Source organism: Streptococcus suis (assembly GCF_016743335.1).
Classification (GTDB): Bacteria; Bacillota; Bacilli; order Lactobacillales; family Streptococcaceae; genus Streptococcus; species Streptococcus suis_Y.
This window is the reverse complement of the sequence record NZ_WCJE01000021.1, coordinates 19,932-39,947: the sequence shown is the minus strand read 5'-3', so window position 1 is coordinate 39,947 and position 20,016 is coordinate 19,932. Positions and strand designations below refer to the sequence as shown.

General features: G+C 43.0%; 22 protein-coding genes. 1 reads left to right on the top strand and 21 read right to left on the bottom strand.

Translation table 11 applies throughout. From position 1 onward, the window contains the following. Positions 1 to 28: 28 nt before the first annotated feature. The 19 genes from F9856_RS07265 to F9856_RS07175 form a co-directional block, all read right to left on the bottom strand. On the bottom strand, positions 29 to 748 hold the full coding sequence (locus F9856_RS07265) for a MerR family transcriptional regulator (RefSeq protein WP_202106194.1): 720 nt from the start codon (positions 746 to 748) through the stop codon (positions 29 to 31). Positions 749 to 809: 61 nt separating this feature from the next. Next, positions 810 to 1,250: a UPF0158 family protein gene (locus F9856_RS07260; RefSeq protein ID WP_202106193.1), complete on the bottom strand. Its 441-nt coding sequence runs from the start codon at positions 1,248 to 1,250 to the stop codon at positions 810 to 812. A 3-nt stretch (positions 1,251 to 1,253) separates the two neighbouring features. Beyond that, the gene (locus tag F9856_RS07255; RefSeq protein ID WP_202106192.1) at positions 1,254 to 2,906 is read right to left on the bottom strand and encodes an SWIM zinc finger family protein; all 1,653 of its coding nucleotides are present in this window, start codon (positions 2,904 to 2,906) and stop codon (positions 1,254 to 1,256) included. Positions 2,907 to 3,004: 98 nt separating this feature from the next. After that, positions 3,005 to 4,093: a nucleotidyltransferase gene (locus F9856_RS07250; protein ID WP_202106191.1), complete on the bottom strand. Its 1,089-nt coding sequence runs from the start codon at positions 4,091 to 4,093 to the stop codon at positions 3,005 to 3,007. Continuing rightward, a complete protein-coding gene (locus tag F9856_RS07245) occupies positions 4,090 to 4,836 on the bottom strand; it encodes a class I SAM-dependent DNA methyltransferase (protein ID WP_202106190.1) in 747 nt (248 codons plus the stop codon). Before F9856_RS07245 ends, F9856_RS07250 begins: the two co-directional genes overlap by 4 nt. A gap of 44 nt (positions 4,837 to 4,880) precedes the next feature. After that, on the bottom strand, positions 4,881 to 5,570 hold the full coding sequence (locus F9856_RS07240; RefSeq protein ID WP_202106189.1) for a hypothetical protein: 690 nt from the start codon (positions 5,568 to 5,570) through the stop codon (positions 4,881 to 4,883). A gap of 10 nt (positions 5,571 to 5,580) precedes the next feature. Continuing rightward, positions 5,581 to 5,934, bottom strand: coding sequence for a ribosome silencing factor (gene rsfS, locus F9856_RS07235; protein WP_202106188.1), 354 nt, complete (start codon positions 5,932 to 5,934; stop codon positions 5,581 to 5,583). Position 5,935: 1 nt separating this feature from the next. After that, positions 5,936 to 6,445 (bottom strand): cysteine hydrolase family protein, encoded by a 510-nt coding sequence (locus tag F9856_RS07230; RefSeq protein WP_202106187.1) that lies wholly within the window; start codon positions 6,443 to 6,445, stop codon positions 5,936 to 5,938. Continuing rightward, a complete protein-coding gene (locus F9856_RS07225) occupies positions 6,442 to 6,888 on the bottom strand; it encodes a GNAT family N-acetyltransferase (RefSeq protein ID WP_202106196.1) in 447 nt (148 codons plus the stop codon). Before F9856_RS07225 ends, F9856_RS07230 begins: the two co-directional genes overlap by 4 nt. Before the next feature lie 115 nt (positions 6,889 to 7,003). Beyond that, positions 7,004 to 7,591: a bis(5'-nucleosyl)-tetraphosphatase (symmetrical) YqeK gene (gene yqeK / locus F9856_RS07220; RefSeq protein WP_202106186.1), complete on the bottom strand. Its 588-nt coding sequence runs from the start codon at positions 7,589 to 7,591 to the stop codon at positions 7,004 to 7,006. Next, positions 7,588 to 8,220 carry a nicotinate-nucleotide adenylyltransferase gene (locus F9856_RS07215; protein WP_029175588.1) on the bottom strand — a complete coding sequence of 211 codons (633 nt, stop codon included), beginning with the start codon at positions 8,218 to 8,220 and terminating at the stop codon, positions 7,588 to 7,590. The genes yqeK and F9856_RS07215 overlap by 4 nt, the downstream gene beginning before the upstream one ends. A gap of 12 nt (positions 8,221 to 8,232) precedes the next feature. Further along, a complete protein-coding gene (gene yhbY, locus F9856_RS07210) occupies positions 8,233 to 8,544 on the bottom strand; it encodes a ribosome assembly RNA-binding protein YhbY (RefSeq protein ID WP_024379048.1) in 312 nt (103 codons plus the stop codon). 318 nt (positions 8,545 to 8,862) lie between these two features. Next, a complete protein-coding gene (yqeH, locus tag F9856_RS07205) occupies positions 8,863 to 9,969 on the bottom strand; it encodes a ribosome biogenesis GTPase YqeH (protein ID WP_024376452.1) in 1,107 nt (368 codons plus the stop codon). Continuing rightward, positions 9,970 to 10,497 carry a YqeG family HAD IIIA-type phosphatase gene (locus F9856_RS07200; protein WP_172056639.1) on the bottom strand — a complete coding sequence of 176 codons (528 nt, stop codon included), beginning with the start codon at positions 10,495 to 10,497 and terminating at the stop codon, positions 9,970 to 9,972. A 110-nt stretch (positions 10,498 to 10,607) separates the two neighbouring features. Further along, entirely contained in the window at positions 10,608 to 11,285 is a 678-nt protein-coding gene (locus F9856_RS07195) for an SEC10/PgrA surface exclusion domain-containing protein (RefSeq protein ID WP_202106185.1), read from the bottom strand. Between the two features lie 117 nt (positions 11,286 to 11,402). Then, positions 11,403 to 12,032: a copper homeostasis protein CutC gene (locus tag F9856_RS07190; RefSeq protein WP_202106184.1), complete on the bottom strand. Its 630-nt coding sequence runs from the start codon at positions 12,030 to 12,032 to the stop codon at positions 11,403 to 11,405. A gap of 49 nt (positions 12,033 to 12,081) precedes the next feature. Then, entirely contained in the window at positions 12,082 to 12,990 is a 909-nt protein-coding gene (locus F9856_RS07185) for a DMT family transporter (RefSeq protein ID WP_044760050.1), read from the bottom strand. 74 nt (positions 12,991 to 13,064) lie between these two features. Beyond that, complete coding sequence (gene galT / locus F9856_RS07180) at positions 13,065 to 14,546, bottom strand: UDP-glucose--hexose-1-phosphate uridylyltransferase (protein WP_202106183.1); 1,482 nt, start codon at positions 14,544 to 14,546, stop codon at positions 13,065 to 13,067. Between the two features lie 9 nt (positions 14,547 to 14,555). Continuing rightward, complete coding sequence (locus F9856_RS07175; protein ID WP_202106182.1) at positions 14,556 to 15,728, bottom strand: galactokinase; 1,173 nt, start codon at positions 15,726 to 15,728, stop codon at positions 14,556 to 14,558. A gap of 132 nt (positions 15,729 to 15,860) precedes the next feature. On the opposite strand from F9856_RS07175, the gene F9856_RS07170 reads away from it, so the two are divergent. Beyond that, positions 15,861 to 16,859 carry a LacI family DNA-binding transcriptional regulator gene (locus F9856_RS07170; protein WP_202106181.1) on the top strand — a complete coding sequence of 333 codons (999 nt, stop codon included), beginning with the start codon at positions 15,861 to 15,863 and terminating at the stop codon, positions 16,857 to 16,859. 125 nt (positions 16,860 to 16,984) lie between these two features. On the opposite strand, the gene F9856_RS07165 is transcribed toward F9856_RS07170, so the two are convergent. Beyond that, entirely contained in the window at positions 16,985 to 17,395 is a 411-nt protein-coding gene (locus tag F9856_RS07165; RefSeq protein ID WP_044767582.1) for a hypothetical protein, read from the bottom strand. Positions 17,396 to 17,407: 12 nt separating this feature from the next. Continuing rightward, positions 17,408 to 19,996, bottom strand: coding sequence for an AAA family ATPase (locus tag F9856_RS07160; RefSeq protein WP_202106180.1), 2,589 nt, complete (start codon positions 19,994 to 19,996; stop codon positions 17,408 to 17,410). Between the last annotated feature and the right edge of the window lie 20 nt (positions 19,997 to 20,016).

Here is a 20,016-nt window from a genome sequence, read left to right as displayed (position 1 = left end):
AGCCTAGTTTTCACTAGACTTTTCTTATTTATTTTCCACAATAAATCGCAATCGCTTGGCTGACAAAGGTTGCTGTTCCTTCTCCTCCCACTTGATCAATAAATTGAGTAAACCGGTTATCTGCAATATACATTTGTCCTAGACTTGCTAGAATTTCATTGGTACAATTATAAAAATTCTCACTAATATAAGCTTTAAGAACCTCTACCTGTTTCTGAACTTTGGAATCATCAGCTGATAAATTCTTCATTTTTCCAAATTCCATCATAATACCAGACATTTCTGCACTTATCTGAGCAAACCCTTCCTGATTCGTCTTAGCAGAAAATTCTTGAAAAGCAGTGGTATTACCCCATCTTTCTTTAGCTTCCTCCTGGAAAGCCAACAAATCTGACTTATCAAACACTTCAAAATTCATGTAATTTTCTCCCTTCTGCTGTAAAGACTTGGCATGCTTTATGACTTTTTCCAAGTGTTTCTTTTTCAACTCCAGTAACTGAATCTGGTCTTTCAAAGCCGCTTCTCTGTCATACGCCGCATTCCCTACAATTTTTTTAATTTCTTTGAGAGGAAATTCCAATTCACGAAAAAGTAAGATTTCTTGCAACTTTTCAAACGCCTCATTATCATAATAACGATATCCGTTTTCCGCAATAAAACTAGGTGTCAGCAAATTTATTTCATCGTAATAATGAAGTGTGCGCACACTGATACCTGAAAGCTGACTCATTTCCTTCACTGTTTTCATGGAAAATCTCCTCTCTGTGCCTAGTATAAGGAATAACGTAAGGTGAGAGTCAAGGGAAATATTAGAGTTTCTTCAACCGATTATCCACAATAGCAATTTCATTTTCTTGACACCAGTCCAGTACAAGCTCTTTGTAGCATTGTGCCTCAAAAACATACCATTCTTCCAAACGGTCATATCTCTCTAACTCACTCTTAAAACGTCTAAAAGCACCGCGACCTTGAATAGCTCGAGACAGGCGGTCAGCTAAGTCACCATCAGGCAAATGATAAACATAACGCTCCATGAATGCGTAGGGATTGAAGTCATAATAGGTCGGCAGCCTTACGAACCTTCCCGTCACATCCTCCTCAATCTCTTCTTCTAAACCTTCACAGGATTCAAGCCCCGTCTCCTCGACAGACAGATAGACTAATTCATCTAAATAGCTATCATAATAGTACCTGTCATCTTGATTCAACATCTGCAATGCATCTACTACATCTCGAAACCAAACTGCCATATCCTACCACCTCACTGCATCTAATTCCTCTATCATGGCTTTGCGTCGCGGATACTGGACTTTCCACGAGGTGCGAAGACTTGCACTCACCACTTTTCCATCAGGTAAACCTGCAATTTTTACCAAATACCCTGCTAACTGACGATAGCGGCTTCGACTACTAGCCACATCCATCTGCTGACAAAGAGCTTGAGCGTAGGCATCTCGTAATTGCTCAGGCAGTTTCTCTGATAAATAGTCTTCAAATCGATCCAAATTTTCTAAGGCCCAGTAACTTGCTGTAATGCGGTCCAATAATTCCTGCGGTCGGTCTGCCAATTGCAACAATTTCAACTGCTGTGACCGGAAACGACCATCCTCCAGCAAATCATCTAAGTAGCTCTGCCATTCTTCCCTAGAAACATAGTCCCGTAACTCCTCTACCAGCTCCAAATCAGTATCACCAGCAGAGAAAATCATCTCCAGCAATTCTTCTCTGACCTTGTCATCCTGCTCCTGAGACCGATAGATGTCCCGTAACTGCTGGCTATAATCCGACACCAGTCCCCTGTACTGGGCATCCAGGCGCTTACTTTCCTGCAAGAGGTGAACGGCACGGTCTAGATGCTGATTTGCTACAGCCTGAGCAATGGCTAGTTTACGAAGTCCAGCCACCTCCCAATTATTGGCCTGGAAGGTCAGCAAGTCTGCCTCACTAGAGCCCAACTGAACCAACAACCTGTAACAGATCAAGGCAAATCGATCACGACGGAATTTCCATGACCAAGAGGACTGGTCTCCTTCTTCTATCGCCTGCAAGACCGCTTGAAAATAGGTCAATTTCTGCTCAAGGAAATGTTCTTCTTGAAACTTCGTTTCTACAAATTCCATGAGAAGGTCTTCTGCAACCTCATAGCCACTTAGCTTTTCTAAGCACCAGTCTAGTAATTCTTGGACAATCTTATCCGGAGCTACAGTCAATAAATTCTGCCAGTAGCCAGTAAGTATATAAAGCAGACTACCAGTCGTTCCATTGGAATCATCCAACTCTTGCTGGCAAATCTGATGGTAAAAGGCATCTGATACAGCCAAGAAATTCGCATACTCACACCTATCCAGCAACGGCTGGAGATACTGATGCATGGCCTTTTCCACGGCCCGTTCGTAATCCCTAGTCTGCCTATACTCTATAAACCCCATACGCCTGTCCTCAAAAGGAAGCCCCAGGCCTCTGATTTCCTTCATCACATTTTCCACTTGCTGAGGTGTTAGCTGGGATGAGAAACGCAGTTGTAGCCGATTGGCTAGTTCCCTATCTTCTTGGGCTAATTCAAGAACAACAGCCCGTAGTTGCTCAACTGTCAGTTTATCCAGGAGCTGGGCAAGTGACACATCTTTACCCTCAAGAGCTGGCTGGCTATCTAATTCAGAAATAGCAAACAAGACTGCTGCCATATGCTTGCAGTGGTTCATTTCTTGAGCATGGGGACACTCACACCACATACTGACCAGCTGACCGTGCTCAAAGCTAATCTCCACCTCATAGACTTGACCACCAATAACATGTGCATTGTAGCCATCACTGGTCTTTTGAAGCCCTTGAACGGCATCGTCTAAAAATAAACTGCAGCCCCTATCTACAATGTGAGGCTTAAAATAGTCCATCCAATTTTTCATGATTTATTTCCTTTGATTTTTCTACTTAAATTATACAAAAAAAATAGGAAGTTTTTCAAGTCAACGACAAAAACTTCCCATTCTTTATTGCATTCATCTCACCCCACCCTCACCGGCACGCGCCCGTAGGTCTGCTCTGCTATTGCGTCAGCGCCCAGTTGATAGACCGCATCTGCCTGCTGGGTCAGGCTGTCCCAGGGCTCTTTGCCGATCCGCGTCACCAATTCCACCCGCTCCTTGACGGTCTTGAGATAGGCCTGGCCTCGAGCCGAAAAGCCTAGGACATGGACCGCTTCTGGCAAGGGAGTTTCCACCGCATTGACCAAGATGTAGGTCAGCACCCGCCGCACCCGCGCCTTGGTGTAGCGCTTGGTCGCAACGGCATCCACTAGCTCCTCCACGGTCGCTGCGCTCCCAATGGCAGAGCGGATACGACTGGCTAGTTCTTCGTTGACCTGAAAGACCTGACTAAGATCTCGGTGGGTCGTAATCTGGTAGCGGAGCAGGGGAAAATACTGGTCCCAGCTTACCTTGGTCGCCTCTTCAAAGAGACTGGCAGACGGCAAAAAGGCACGCACCAAGTCCAACTGGTCAGCACCCTTTCGGATAGCCGTCGCCGAGGCGTAGGTCGTTTCCACCTCTTCCGAATGAAAACCTGCCCCCTGCCGCTGAACAGGACCGAGCTGAATGCCTGTTCCAGCCACCGCCTTAGCGTAAGCCAAGCCCAGAATATGATTTGGCGTATCACCTGTGAAGGTCAGCCCAGCAAACTCCTGCCACATTGCCTGAGTCTTCTGTGGATAAGAGAGATTGTCTGGCAAGTTTTTCACAAAATTTTCCATCTCTTCCGACTTATCCACATAAATATCCGCAATTTTCTGGTAATCCAGCATTTCTTCCGTACCGAAAACCAGTTTTTCCACACCTAGCCTGTGTAGAATGCTGATTGCTCCCTTGGCAAAATGGTCAGCCGACTGGACCGACACTAAAAAGGGCATCTCAACAACAAGATCTGCCCCATGTTCCAAAGCCATCTGAGCCCGTGTCCACTTATCCACAATGGCTGGCTCACCCCGTTGCATAAAATTGCCAGACATAACCACGATTTTCAAGCCTTCCGCCTGGTCCAGCAGGTATTTATGTCCCGTGTGAAAAGGATTGTATTCTGCAATAATCCCTGAAATCATGCCTTGACCGCCTTGAAAAACCACCGCTGACTGGTTTCTGTCGGAGCTTGATCTTCAAAGTCTGCAAAGACTACCACAGAGGAAAAACCAGCTTGTTTCAAACATTCCACATAGGTTTCAATCGGATAGGTCCGCTCTTCATGAACTTCATCCCGACGGATAAACCGCTCCTCTTGACTGTCCTCATCTTTGACAAAGAAGGTCAATTCATGAACAATCGAATATTCATGCTCCCCTTCATAGGTGTCCCAGACAAAGGCAAAATCCTCATAATTTTCATGGTAGCTATAGCCTGCAAACACTTCCTCCATTTGATAAATAGAGTGAACGTCAAAAAGGAAGGTCCCTCCTGGATTGAGAACAGAATGAACGCCTTCAAAGACCCGCAAAACAGCTTCTTGGTCAGCCATGTAGCAAAGACTATCTGAGTAACAAGTCACCGCATCAAACTCTCCGACACCTTCCAGAGCCATCATATCTGCTTGGGCTAGTTCCATCATGACGCCAGCAGCTTCTGCCTTTTTCTGGGCCAACTCCAGCATTTCATAGGACAGGTCAAGCCCTGTCACTTCAAAGCCCTTTTGAGCAAAACGTACAGCCTGAATCCCTGTCCCACAGGCCAATTCCAAAATTGTCTTGGTGTCTTGTGGCAAGTTCCGCAAGCTAAAATCTGTCCATTTATCATACAAGCTGTCATCCATGATTTCATCATAGACCGCCGCAAAGGTTTCATAAGTTGCCATATTTTCTTCTCTCTTTTCGATAAAAAAATAGTCTCACGACTATTTTAAGCTAATAACCAATTTCCAGTTATAAAGTACAATGCTAAATCCAAGGTAAAAACACAAGCTAAGACATATATAAGAACTGTCAGACCCCTACTTAGTTTAGGACGATATTTATCCACGAAAGCATTAAATTTTAGAACAAATCTTTCATGCTGATTGAAAATTACAGCAATTGCAAGGAGAAAAAGGGGGGCTTGACTCAGTAAAGTCCAGACTGTACAGTAAAATAAGGATAATAATAATTGATTGCCGTGCCCAGATATAGCCAGGACTGCAAGGAAGCTAGGATCGGTAACTGCTGAAAAAATCATAAAGATTATTCCTGCCCAGATACTTGTTGCTTTCTTTTCACTTTGTTTCTCTTTGTATTCTTTTTGATTGTCACGGCGAATACCCCAATAAATCAAGAGAGCGATGAGGACGATATCGATCCAAATCCAACTGGCATCAGGCAGTTGATTAATAGCTACGCCGACTTCCCCAATTAAGTCGCTCAGTTTATTGAGACTAGAGCCTAAAAGTGTCGATAAGATCAAACCTAGCAATGTTGTACCAGATAGTATAAGTCCTGCAAAAAGAATTGCTTGACGCTTGCTTCCACCAGCAGCAAGATGTGCTATGAGCATCAACATACCAACAGGGTCTATGCCCGCTAACCCCAACCCTAAAACTGTTACTAAATTTGCCATAAAGCTACCTCTATCCTAGATACTCCGACACTTCTAAGAATCTTCCTTCGTGCCATAATTTTTCAAGGTTGTAGAGGTCACGCATTTCTTCTGAGAAGATATGAACGACTACGCCTCCAAGGTCCAAAAGGACCCAGCCACCGTTACTATCGCCTTCTACACGGCTACCCTTGATTCCAACTTCCGCTACCTTTTCACGGATGTTTTCCGCAATAGCCTCCAACTGACGACTGTTCATGGAACTGGCAATCACAAAGTAGTCTGTCAGGCTGGTCACACCTTGAACATCAATTACAACAAGGTCCTCAGCTCGCTTGTCATCAGCAGCCTGGACCACAACTTTTACTAAATCTAGTTCTTTCATCTTATCCTCTAATAATATTTTCTAATGTATCCACCTGGGCAAAATTCCATGACCAGATGTTTTGGTAGTGGTCAATCAAGTCCTTGGCATCCAATTTTCCTGAATAACCTGTCGTCGTTCCGTCCTGGATCACAGCTACCTTGTAGCCTAGTTCAAAGGCTACTTTAATCGTCGTGTCAATGCAAAAATTGGTCGCCATGCCCATGATGATGAGCTGCTCAATTCCCTTTTCCTGCAAATATGCATGAAGCCCCGTTTCCTTGAAGGCACTATTAAAGGTCTTATCGAAAATCTTCTCACTAGCTAAGGGTGCAACAGCTGAGTGAATCTCCCAGTCAGCAGTCCCCTTGACCAATTCCTGGTCATGATGACGGACATGGATGACCTCTAGCTCCGCTTGACGGGCTTGAGCAAGGCTCTCTTGCCAGAGCCGAAGCCGATTTTCAATCCCATAGGGCTTGCCTTCCACAGGCAAATGCTGAATGTCAATGACTAACAATGCGGATTTCAAAACTTGACCCCAGGCGTTTCCAAACGGAACACCAATTCCCTTTCTTCTTCAAGATCTAAGACAAAACCATTTTTCTCCAAGAGTCTTGCCATCTTTTGGTTGCCCTTGACATAGGAGACAATCAAATGATTGCAAACAGGGTGAGCTCTTGCTTGATCAATCACAACCTCCAAAGCTGCCTGACCATAGCCTTTCCCCTGAAATTCTTGACCAATCATAAACCGCCAGAGCATATATTGCTGGATGTCCTCATCAATGTCAATCAAGGCAAAACCGACCACCTGTTCATCCGCCCAGATGGCATAGGGAAAGACATCACCATTCATTCTGTATAGCCAGGCATCTGCCAAGGAACGCACGTTGGGAGCCACGAATCCCTTATCTGCCTCAGCTACTGTCAAGTCCAAGACTGCTTGATAGGAGCTTTCATCCAGATATTTTATAGCCTTTTAGTTTGCTTTTAGTACTAGGCAACGAGCTGCAGGCTGTACTGGAGTACGGCAAAGCGAGTTAACGAAGTAATAAAAGAAAAACTAAATGACTATAATGCAATCATCCCTACTCCTTCAACACAGCAACATAGCCATTATAGGTTTCCAAGGTTTGTGGATAAATGGGAATCCCCTTCTTGGCTAAGTAAGAAATGGTTTGGGCAGTTTCATAGGCTACTGCCTTATCCAAGGACTCTTTTGCGATACGACGCGCCTCGTCCACCCCAGGAAAATCCCGATTGGGTTCGATGTAGTCCGCCACATAGAGCACCTTGTCCAGCAAGGTCATCTGCCCTGCACCAATGGTGTGGCGTTGAATGGCTTGGAAGATTTCCTCATCTTCCAAACCAAAATCTTCTGCGATTTTATAGACGCCAACCACACCGTGCAAGATATTATTATCCCAGTTGAGCAGGTCCCTATCCAAATCATACTTGGCAATCAAGTCCAGAAAGACTTGGTCTTCCGCTTCCTTGGCATAATCATGCAAGAGTGCTGCCAGACTGGCTTTTTTCGGATCACAGCCATATTGGTCTGCCAAGGCAAGTGCTGCCTGCTCCACACCCAAGACGTGTTGGAAGCGTGCTGGCTTCATGGCCGCACGAATTTTTTCCAAAAGAGCCTGACGGTCAAATGTCAAATCTGCTGCAATCATTGGTAAAGTCCCTTTTCTTCGATATAGTCCAGAACTTCATGAGGCACCATAAAATTCGGTACCCGTCCTTGCTTGATAAAGTTCCGTACCATGCTGGATGAAATGTCCATCAAGGGCACATCTACCCAGATAACCGGATAGGACGTCCCCGCCTTGTAACGAGGACGCTGGACACCAACAAACTGCACCAACTGGACCAATTCATCAATCCTATGCCATTTTGGCAGGTAGTCTACCATATCTGCACCGATGATAAAATAATAATCCGTATCAGGATTTTTTTCTTTCAACAATTTCATGGTGTCGTAGGTATAGCTGACACCACGGCGTTCCAGTTCAATGGTTTCAATCCCCAAGCCCTCCATACCTGCAATAGCCATCTTGAGCATGGAATAGCGATGATATTCGTCAATAGTTTCTTTTTTATCCACATGAGGCGGAATGAATTCTGGCATGAGCAAGACTTCATCCAGCTTCAACTGTTGACGGACCTGGTCTGCCACAATCAAATGAGCATTGTGGACAGGGTTAAAATTCCCTCCCAGAATCCCTACTTGTTTGCGATTGGTTTCTTTCTTTTCAACCTCTAATTCAACCTTGGTAAAGGGTGTTAAGAGTTCAATAGCCATAGGCTCTCCTTCTTAGATTTCTTTGACCTGTTTGGAAATTTTACGGTTCTCTTTCTTGCTAGATTGTTTGAATAAAATCAAGATGCGACCAATTTTTTGGACCGTATCCACACCGATTTCTTCTTCCAAAATTTCCGCTACTTCGTGGATGTTTTCATCCGTATTTTGTAGCAAGGTCACCTTAATCAATTCACGCGCATCCAGCGCCTGACGAACACTGGTTTTAATCTGGTCATTGAGACCATTTTTCCCAATCTGAATAATGGGTTTGAGACTGTGTGCCTGACTGTTCAAAAAGGCACGTTGTTTTGAAGTTAGCATAATTTATTATACAAAGGGCGTTGTAACAGTCTGGGAGACTGTTACAATCGGGAAATAAAGAAAATAAAGTTTTTCCTTATTGCGCCGATATACTTAGCCCGTGTTCAAATCAGAAGACTTGAACTTCCTTTCTCTTTAATTGTAAAAACTGAAATCAAATACCTCTTATACTCAATGAAAATTAAAATCAGACTAGGCGACGCAGATACAGATAGAACCCTACTACTTTCACGCTTTCAGGTAGCAGGCTGTAAAGCTCCACTGGAGCTTTACACTCATCAAATCAAGTCAACAACGTCTGCTTTTTATTTTCGAAGAGTATTAGATAATCGCCTTGCGAATGACCACATCCACACCTTTAGGTGCCCAGGCAGCAATCTTGGCTTTTTCATTGACACGAATCCAACCAAGTCCTGAGAAGACCACATCCGTCTTCTCGTTGATGGTAAATTCATGGCGGACCAATTCTGGAAATTCCTTCAATTCCTTGCTGGTTGGTGGCACTAAAAGTGAGCCCGCATGTTTCTGGTAAAATTCACTAGCTCCCTGCAACTTGGTACGGTGGAGTTGCAATTCATTGTCAAAGAAGGCCGTAAAGCCTTGGCGTTCACCTGCTACAAAATCAAATCGTCCCAGACCAGCCAAGAACAAGGTTTGTTCTGGATTAAGCTGGTAGGTCTTTGGCTTGATTTCTTTGCGAGGGCTGATGTACTTGAGGTTTTTAGCCGTCAAATAATGAGCCATCTGGTGACGGTGGATAATTCCTGGCGTATCATAGATGTATGAACCATCGTCCAGAGGAATTTCAATCTTATCCAGCGTCGTTCCAGGGAAACGTGAAGTCGTAATGACATCCTTGTCCCCTGTGATTTCTTGAATAATAGCGTTAATCAAGGTTGACTTGCCGACGTTGGTCACGCCGACCACATAGACATCCCGTCCCTTGCGGTGTTGTTCAATCTTTTCAATCAAGTCCTTGATAGCCTGCTTGTTTTGAGCAGAAGTCAAGACCACATCCACTGGTCGCATGCCAATTTCATGTGCCCGCTCGGTCAACCACTGAGTGACCTTTCCTGTCTTGACAGACTTGGGTAAAATGTCCTGCTTGTTGCCGACCAAAAGCACGTCATTTCCAGAAATAAAGCGAGGTAAGCCTGGAATGACCGAACCATTGAAATCAAAAATATCAATAACATTAACCACCAAGGCATCACTTTCTCCTACGCTATGGAGCAGTTTCAAGAAATCGTCATCCGAGATATTGACATCTGAAATCTCATTGTAATGGCGCAAACGGAAACAACGTTGGCAGTAGAGTTGCCCTGTTTCCAGACCTTTTTCTAGGGCTGATTGAGGTGTAAAACCAGCAACAGTCTTATCCGTCGTCTGAATTTGGGCACCACAGCCGATACAAAATAATTCTTCCACTTACATCTCCCTCTTGTAGTCTATCGCTCCATATTTAGCGATGATTTTTTTCATGGTCCGTCGCTCACGCCAACGGTTAATCTGCGTATTGATAGAGTCCGTCTTTATCAAGGGTTTGACCAAGACAGACTTGAGACCAGCTCGCTTAGCAGCCCGAATATCTGTCATCAACTGATCCCCAATCATAACCACCTCATGTGGCTGGACATCAAAGCGTTTCAAAGCACGGTTAATCCCAAAAGTGAAAGGCTTGAGCGCAAAGGCTTCAAATTCAATCCCAAAAGGTGCAACTGCTCGCTTGACCCGCTCGTATTTGTTGTTGGAAACCACCACAACGGGAATGCCTGCGGCCTGTAAATCCTGTAACCACTGGCGCATCTCTGGCGTACCATCTGGATTATTCCAAGCAATCAAGGTATTGTCCAAATCGACAAAGACTACCTTAATCCCCTGTTTTTTCAAACTGTCAACTGTCACATCATAGGCCTTTTCCAAGGCAAAATCTGGCATATAATTTTCTAACGTCACGGACTTCTCCAAAGAATTTTATCAGATAATTATACCATTTTTCTAGGAAAAAAGCGAATAGATAGCCAAAAGGAAAACACCCGGTGGAACCGAGTGCCTATTCTACGAAGCTATTTGCTTTCTAAAATCCAATCCTTAGGAATGAAAATCATATGGGTCAACAACCAATCAATATCCAGTGAATATTTCGAGAAGGCAAATCCAATTTCCTCAACACCAGAATCATCCTCATCCATGCCCAAAATCGTCGTCGCATGACCATAATCAGCATGACTGTCATCAAAGAGGCGCCAAATCAGTGCCTTGTAAACCAATTTTTTGGCATCATAAAGCGTATAAGTCTCTCGATATTCTGAAAAGGCTAGACAGTCCTTGCCTTTGGGTTCGACACCCTTAAGTTGAGCAATAGCAATCAAGCTATCATAGTTGTGATAACGGAGGGAGCTACTCAAGGATTGAGCCAACCTGTCTGCATAGTCCAGGGCTAAATCACTCACCTCCACAGCCACAGTTCCCAACTGTTCTCGCAGTGGATTGAGCAAATTCGCAGCAAAGCGAGCTAACTCTTCACGGATCTCTTGAGGCAAATTCTCTATATCTTCCAGAATAACCTCCCTATCCTGCTCAGAACCCTTGTAGACATTGATGTCTAGCCCCTGCTCACCCAGTTTTTCCAGTTCAGAATCAAAACCTGTTTTCCCAGCTCGAACATATTGAGCGAGAGTTTCATAGTAACCTTCTGGCAAGATGATACGTTCTAAATTATCAGCTCTTTCAATGATTGTCATAGATTTCTTCCCCCCTATGCTTGATATTCTTATTGTAACAAGATAAGGGGAAATTATAAACCTTTTCAACTTTTATTACATACTTATAAGAAGTATAAGGATTTCATACGTCATAACCTACCAAAACAATCTTGTCCCATGAACTTGGTCAATAGCTAGTTTTTCTAGTAAAGTCGGCACATTGTCCACAGTCAATCCTCCTCCAATCAAGATTTCAATTTTACCTTGTGCATAGGCGACAATTTCCTGCAACCAATCCACATTGTTCAAGGCAGACCCCGTCAAACTGCCTCTTGTCAAAATCCGTGTCACACCATGAGCTGCCAGCCAATCAAGAGCCTCGAATTGGCGTTCGCGAGGAATTTGGTCAAAAGCCATGTGAAAGACAATCTGACAGTCCTGCGAAACAGCAAACAGTCTTTCCAAGGCTGGTTCGTCCAACCAATTTTCCTCGGTTAACAAACCATAAACCAGACCATCTGACCCCAGTTCAATCGCTGCTTTACAATCTTCAACCATCATCTCAATCTCTGCCTCATCATAGCAAAAATCTCCACCACGAGGGCGAATCATGGTCATGACTGTTGCATCCTGCTCATGTGCCAGTCGACAAACATATTTGATTATAGCATAACTCGGTGTCGTCCCCCCGACTGCCAAATTATCGCAAAGTTCAATCCGCTGGGCACCCATTGAGATAGCTTTGGCAAGATCTACATGGTTTTCCGAACAAAATTCTTTTATCATTGCAATTTCCTCTTATGTCTTTTACTTTAGTATATCAAAAAAGAGTATATTAACCAATACTCTTCTCTGAAATAATAATATCCTTTAATGAAATAAGAAGAACAGCTCCTAATATCAAGGCCATGCCTAGAAAATCAATTGGATAAAAACGTTCATTGACCAACCATACCGCAAAAAAAACTGAGGCGATTGGTTCGATAGAAGCCAATAGACTACCATTGACAGGACCAACCATACTGACCCCTTTGAGAAAGGCCGTATAGGCAAAAATCGTCCCGACTCCGACAATACCTAACAGGCCCAGGAAACTTCCACCATCAAGCGGTAGATTGCCCTGCCAAGTTTGTAAGCCAAGCGTAACCACAAAGCCGCCCAGCAGCATGCCCAGCCCTATCACCACCATACTGCCGTATTGACGGATCAGTTTTCCTGGCAAAATAATATAGAGCGCATAAGTAAAGGCAGAGAAGATTCCCCAGAACAAACCAATTGGTGTCACAGCCAACTCATCCAATTTGCCATGAGTTGCAATTAAAAATGTACCTGCGACAGCCAAAACAATTGAAACCAACTCAATTCCTGATGGCTTTTCCCTATTTTTCAAACAAGTATAGGCCAATACCAAGACAGGACAAAGATATTGTAAAACCGTAGCCGTTCCTGCATTTGTATAGTAAATCGCTTGAAGGTAGGCCATTTGATTGAGTACCAAACCAAGCATAGCAAAGACAAAAATTCCTAACAAAGCCCGTTTGCTCTTTATGACCTTAATTAGCTGCTCTCTGGCTGTCAAATAGGCTAGCCCGAGCAGAAAAACACCGGATACCATCAACCGAAGGGAGGTAATCATATCCACTGATACACCACGTGACATCAAGTACTGCCCACTTACCCCCGAAAGTCCCCAAGCTATCCCTGCAACTAAAGTTATCAAGGTTCCCAATCTTTTTTCTGCCATCCTATCTCCTTTTCACACTGCGAATATTCCTATTATACCAAAAGAGCAGGACACCGTCCCACTCTTTGCTGTCATTATTGTTTGAGGCCCACAAACTCTACGAATCGTAAAAAAGCTGCCTGACCTTCTGAAGTGCGTTTATAGACACCTGCATCTTCTAGGACACGGGCGAAAATTTGTCCGACAGATGCTCGAATGATTTCTTCAGCCCTTTCTTCTGTCACATCTGGATGCTCAGCCTTCAACCTATCCGCCCAAGGCTGATGATAGTCAGCCACCTGACTATCTTGACCCAGTAAGAATTTTTCTACTTCAGCCAATTCTGCCTTCAAGCGTGGAGGCAAAATCGCCAAGCCCATGACCTCAATCAAGCCGATATTTTCTTTCTTGATATGTTGCACATCTGGGTGTGGATGGTAGATGCCATCTGGAAACTCTTCTGAGGTCTGATTGTCGCGGAGAACCAAATCCAACTCATACAAATCTCCTCGTTTCCTAGCAATCGGGGTGATGGTATGATGGGGAGTTCCATCCGTCTCAGCCTTGATCTGAACGCTATCATCTGAGTAGCTCCGCCATTTTTCCAAAATCTTAGTCGCTAAACCAAGAAGCGATGGCTTATCTGCCGAGCTCAATCGAATCACCGACATGGGCCACTTGACAATGCCTGCCGAAACGGACTCAAAGCCGTCGAAGACCAGCTGACGCTCAATCGGTGCCTTTTCCATGGCAAAACTGTGCCGCCCACCTTGATAGTGATTGTGGGTCAAGATGGAGCCACCCGAGATGGGTAGATCAGAGTTGGAACCGACAAAATAATCCGGAAAGATGTCTAGCAGGTCCAAAAGTTGTTCAAAAGTTTGAGGACTGATAACCATAGGCACATGCTCTTGGTTCAAGAAAATAGCATGTTCATTGTAGTAAGCATAGGGCGAATACTGGAAGCCCCACTTTTCCTGACCAAGATCCAAGCGAATAATGCGGTGGTTGGCGCGTGCTGGATGGTTAATCCGTCCCTGATAGCCCTCATTTTCCATACAGAGTAGACATTTGGGATAATTGCTTGCTTCAGCTTTCGTAGCAGCTGCAATAGACTTGGGATCCTTCTCAGGTTTAGACAGATTAATCGTGATTTCCAAATCCCCATACTCTGTCGAAACTTGATAATAGATATTTTTCGCAATCGCAGCCATCTTGATATAGTCATTGCGCTTACTCAAGGCATAAAAATCTGCCACAGCTTGTTCAGGATTTTCCTGATAGGTCTGCCAAAAATCACCATTGACCTGACTCGGACTTGGGGTTATCAAATCCATCAAACAAGCCCCAACCATGTCCTGCTCTTCCAATAATTCACCCACAAAACCAGTTCGAACCCCGTGAGCCAATAATTCTTCCTTGAGTTCAATCAAGTCTGTTAGCTCTGTTTGGACAGTCAAAACTTGGTCCCCAACCAAGGCTAAAACCCGATTTCGCAGGTAAAGAGCATCCATTTCCTCAAAATCACTGTTGGCAATAACCTGCTCAACAAAACGATCCACCAATCCAGCCATCATTTCTCCAATCTATTTACGAGATAAAACGCGAGAGCCTCCAGCAATCTCCGCTACATAAAAGCTTGGTGCATAGCCAACCACTTCAGTATAGGTCTTGCCGACATTTTCTTTGAAGGCTTCCACCTTATCCTTATGAACAATGGCAATACCACAGCCACCGAAACCAGCTCCTGTCATCCGAGCTCCGAGAACCCCTTCTTGTTCCCAAGCTGTGTGAGCCAAGGTATCCAACTCCAAACCTGTTACTTCATAATCATGCTCAAGGGAAACATGAGAAGCATTGACCCAACGACCAAAGGTTGCCAAATCCCCTTCTTCCAAGGCCTTACGAGCTTGCAAGGTTCGTTGATTTTCTAAGACAGCATGGCGGGCACGCTTGAGGCGGTTTTCATCCTTAATCAAATAACTATATTGATCAAAGGTCCACTCATCCAACTCTCCCAGAGTTTGAATAGTCAAGACTGCATTCAATTCTTCCACTGCTTTTTCACATTCCGCGCGGCGTTCATTGTACTTAGAATCCGCCAATTCACGGCGTTTATTGGTGTTCATAATGACAATCACATGGTCACCCAAATCCAACGGTACCAATTCGTATTCAAGTGTATTGGTATCTAGGTAAATGGCACGCTGGTCTGCTCCCATACCGATTGCAAACTGGTCCATGATACCAGAATTGACACCGATAAAGTGATTTTCCGTTTGTTTCCCAATTTTCACCAAATCAAGACGAGTCAATTCAAGTCCATACAACTCTTCTGCGATAATGCCAATCAAGAGTTCCAAGGAAGCTGATGATGACAAGCCAGATCCGTTTGGAATATTACCGTAAACAAAGACTTCCATACCTGTATCAATGCTGTGCCCTGCTTCTTGCAAGAACTTGAGAACACCCTTGGCATAGTTGGTCCAGTTATCCGCCTTATCAAAGACCAGATTGTTCAAGTCCACTTCGATAATTCCAAGTTCTTCAAAGTTAGCAGAATAGAAACGCAAAACTTGGTCATCACGTTTGCGAGCAGCTCCGTATGTTCCCAAGGTAATGGCTGCTGGAAAGACATGACCACCATTGTAGTCTGTATGCTCACCAATCAAATTAATCCGACCAGGTGAGAAGAAAGTCGCATCTGCCTCTTGACCAAACACATCGAGAAAGGCCTGCTTGAGTTGTTCTTTGTTCATAAGAACCTCCTTGATTTTGTAATCGTTTTCTTTTATTGTACAACTTAACAATATAAAAGTCAATAAATTTACTAAAAATTTACTAATTTTACTTTTTGTGCTATACTAGATACAAATAGATAGGAGAATCCCATGGTTACCATAAAAGATATCGCTGAAAAGGCTCAATTATCATCTGCCACCATTTCCCGCGTACTCAAGAACGACCTGACCCTATCCGTCAGCCAAGAAACCCGCGACCGCATTTTCAACTTGGCACAGGACCTGGGCTACACCAAACACCTCAAAAAACAAGCTCCCCTACAAAAAGGCACCATCGGCATTGTCCAATGGTACACGGAGAGCGAAGAGCTGGCTGACCTCTACTATTATTCCATTCGGGCCAGCATCGAGCAGACCGCCAGTCTTCTGGGCTATCAAATCGTCCGCTCCTTCAACGACCTGACCAACCCCCTCCTTCAAGGATTGGACGGCATCATCGCAGTTGGCAAATTTTCTTCTGGGCAAATAGCAGAGCTGACCAACTTGTCTTCCAAGCTAATCTTTGTGGATTCTGATACGCTGACTGAGGGATTTTCCTGCGTCACGACTGACTTTGAACACTCTGTTCAGACAGTCATCGACCACTTTCGTTCTCAAGGCCTGACAGACATCGGCCTTCTAGTCGGACAGGAAGAAACCACAGACGGACACCAACTGCCAACAGACCCCCGCCTGACTGCCTTTCGAGACTACCTAGACACCTTGGGCATTCTCCAAGAAAATTATATCTACCAAGGAAAATTCTCCACCCAGTCAGGATATGAGCTGATGAGCCAGGCTATCGAGGACTTAGGCGACCAACTACCGTCAGCTTTCTTCATGGCCAATGACACCCTGGCTGTCGGCGCTCTGCGTGCTTTACAAGAGCGTCAAATCGCAGTGCCAGATAGAGTCCAACTCATCACCTTTAACGATACAGCCATCACGCGCCAAGTCTATCCTGCCTTGTCTTCTATCAGCGTCTTTACCGAAGAAATGGGACAGGAAGCCATGCAGCTGCTAGACCGTGTGATTGCTAGTCCGCAGCCCCACCATCCCCGTAAGATTAAACTAGGTACCCAGCTGGTTATACGGGAGAGTTCATACTAAAAGTGCATAAGAAAAATCTTCCTACTTTTGAGTAAGAAGATTTTTCTTATACATTATTAAATACCACAACTTCTCAAATAGCACTGCGAAGCTTTTGCTCATACTAGAATTATTAAAATATTATATCAAATTCTATTATCTTTAGCTTTTCTCAAACTTGCTTCCGCTGCTTTCAATCGTGCCTTATCATCGGGGTTTCCTGTTCGCTCAAAAACTTGTCTTAAGTAAGCAACATCTTTCTCAAGTTGACGCATTTGATTATCTTTCATCGCCCAATCTACATTATTCCTAAAACGTCCCCAAAAGCCCGAAGTCATAGAATCTGTTGCATCTCTCGCTGCACCAACAATAACATCATCAATAGAGTCAATTACTTTATTTCTTGAATGAACAGATGCTTTTAATGCACTCCAAATTCCTCTGCCCAGCATTTGTATACATGTACGAAGAAAAGCATGTACATATCTTTTCTTATCATATTTAACGATAAGATAAATAATTCCAATTGGAATTAAAAGTCCGATTAAGTCAAACATTCTAACCTCCTATTAATAAATCTTTCCTAAAATTGTACTTCTTAATACTTCTGGATGAATAACCAGCACATTGTCAGGTTCATTATCGTAAAGCCATTCTGTATGGTTTGTGACTATCTCTTCAATAAGGTTTCTAGCCCACCGTGCATTAGCCTGCTGATTTTTCGGTATTTGACTGTAAATCTCTGCCACCTGCTCTACAACAGGATAGTCTCCTATCGACCAACGCTTTATCAAGCCAAGTCGGACAATCTCTCCGATTTCCTCTGGACTATAGTCCGGAAACTCAATCGTAATTGGAATACGAGAGCGCATCCCTGAGTTAACATCTAGAAATGCTTCCATTTCCTTAGTATAACCAGCAAAAATCGCGATAAAGTCTGAACGATGATTTTCCAATGCTGTAATTAGAGCTTCAATCGCTTCAATACCAAATTCATCTCGTTCTGACTGTCTTAATTGATAGGCCTCATCAACAAACAAGACCCCTCCCATAGCAGCAGTTAGAACCTCTTTTGTCTTTATTGCTGTCTGGCCAACATAGCCCGCTACTAAATCCGAACGACTAACTTCTTTGACTGTTTTTCGTCCAAGAAAACCTAAGTGGTAAAAAATCTCTCCAATAATCCTTGCTACAGTTGTTTTCCCTGTACCTGGATTTCCAGTAAAAATCATGTGGTAGGTTGGACGATTAGCGTGTGTCCCGATTGTTTCCTCTAATTTTTTGTTAACTTTGGCTTTTTTCACAAGTTTCGTAACAAATTCTTTTACAGGTTGCAAACCAACCAAAGAGTTCAACTCATCCAAAAGTTCTTGTATACGCTGCTCGCTATCAACTAACTCCCCACCAACTGCTAGTGATATATCCTCATTCGTAATTGTTGTTATATCATCACTAAGATTTTTCATTAGACGACTGGCCAATACTTTGGCAATACTTTCATTGAAATTTCGCACAAAACGTGCATTGCTCTTGGTTACTTCTTTTTGATATGCTTTAACAATTGCCCTTTTGTAGTACTCTTCATCAAACTGATAACCCATTTTGTGCAATCCAGCTTTTCCTATTTCGAATATTTCATCTGCAGAATAGTCTTCAAAATTAAATTCATTGCTGACACGAGAAGCTAGACCGGGATTTAAGCCCAAGAAATTTTGCATTTCGTCAGTATATCCCGCAAAGATAACCATGATATCGTCTCGATTATCTTCCATAAACTTCATTATGGTATTTACTGCAATTTTTCCAAAATCGTTACCAGAAGCATTGTTTAATGTATAGGCTTCATCTACAAAAAAGATTCCTCCCCTTGCTTCCTCAAGCTTTGCTAAGGTAATCTCCTCCGTTTTACCAATGACACTTCCTACTAGCCTATCTCTGTCCACCTCCACAAGCTTGTTTTCTTTAATTACACCAGCTTCATAAAGCAATTCACCCAATAAACGAGCTACGGTCGTTTTTCCGGTACCTGGATTACCTAAAAAAAGCGAATGAAGAACAATATTCTGAGTAGGTAAACCCTGCTCTTTTCTCTTCTGATTAAATTTTACAATGGAAATGAACTCATTGACTTTTTCTTTAACAGAATTCAGTCCAATCATGTTTTGCAGTTCATTCATTGCATTATCCTTTGGCTCCAGGTCCTCAATCAATTCAGGGCTGTCAATATCTTCTTCAGTAATACTCTGCTCTAACTCATCACTTGTTGCTTCAAGAAGAATCGGTGATACCGCTTGAACAGTCGAACTATTATCATAAAATATTTTCACTGAACAATCTTCAGCAAAATTTACTTGTTTTACCTCAAGTTGAGAATCTTCCACCTTTAATTCAAGATATGTCCAATTATGAGAGAATAGTGTCTCAATCTGTGCTGAACTAGAGCCATTCAGATAGATTGGATACCATTTATGCCCTCCATAAATTCCGAAATTACCTTTACCGATTGCTTCAGAACCTTCATACAGTTGTAAATATTTTTTAAAATCACTATCATAAACTTCTATAGATGATTGACCAAAAAGTTTAACACCATCTAAACTGCAATTTTCTATAAATAATTTAGATTGATCCTTTAACAAAATAGCATTATCAAAAGTAAAATCCAATACTTCGCAGTTATTTAGTTGAAGCACTCCATTATTGACAAACAGTAACGGATAATATGAACAATTTGAAACATCCACATAGTCCTGAGTTAGATTTCCACGTTCTATTCGACAATTCTCTAAATGAAGTTCTGAACTATAATAGACTTGTAAATTATTGGTCAAAAAATCTCCAACAAAATTAATATTTCTGATAAATACTTTAGCTCCAGATGAAATTTTGATTGGCATTGTAATAAAAACTTTTCCAATGTCTAAATCTTTAGCTACAATCGATATGCTCTCTGTTACTTCCAGTAATTCTGGTAATTCATAAAAACCCTCTGAAACAATAATTGTATCGCCCGATTTCGCCTTTTGTACCGCGTCTAAAAAGTTATGTTTTAAAAAACCAACTCCTACTTCATATATATTTCTCATACTCACCTTACCCAAAAATAATATCTGTATTGTATATTTAACATGACCAAAAAGTTGAGTAGTTCTACCCAACTTTTCTACTAGATTTATTT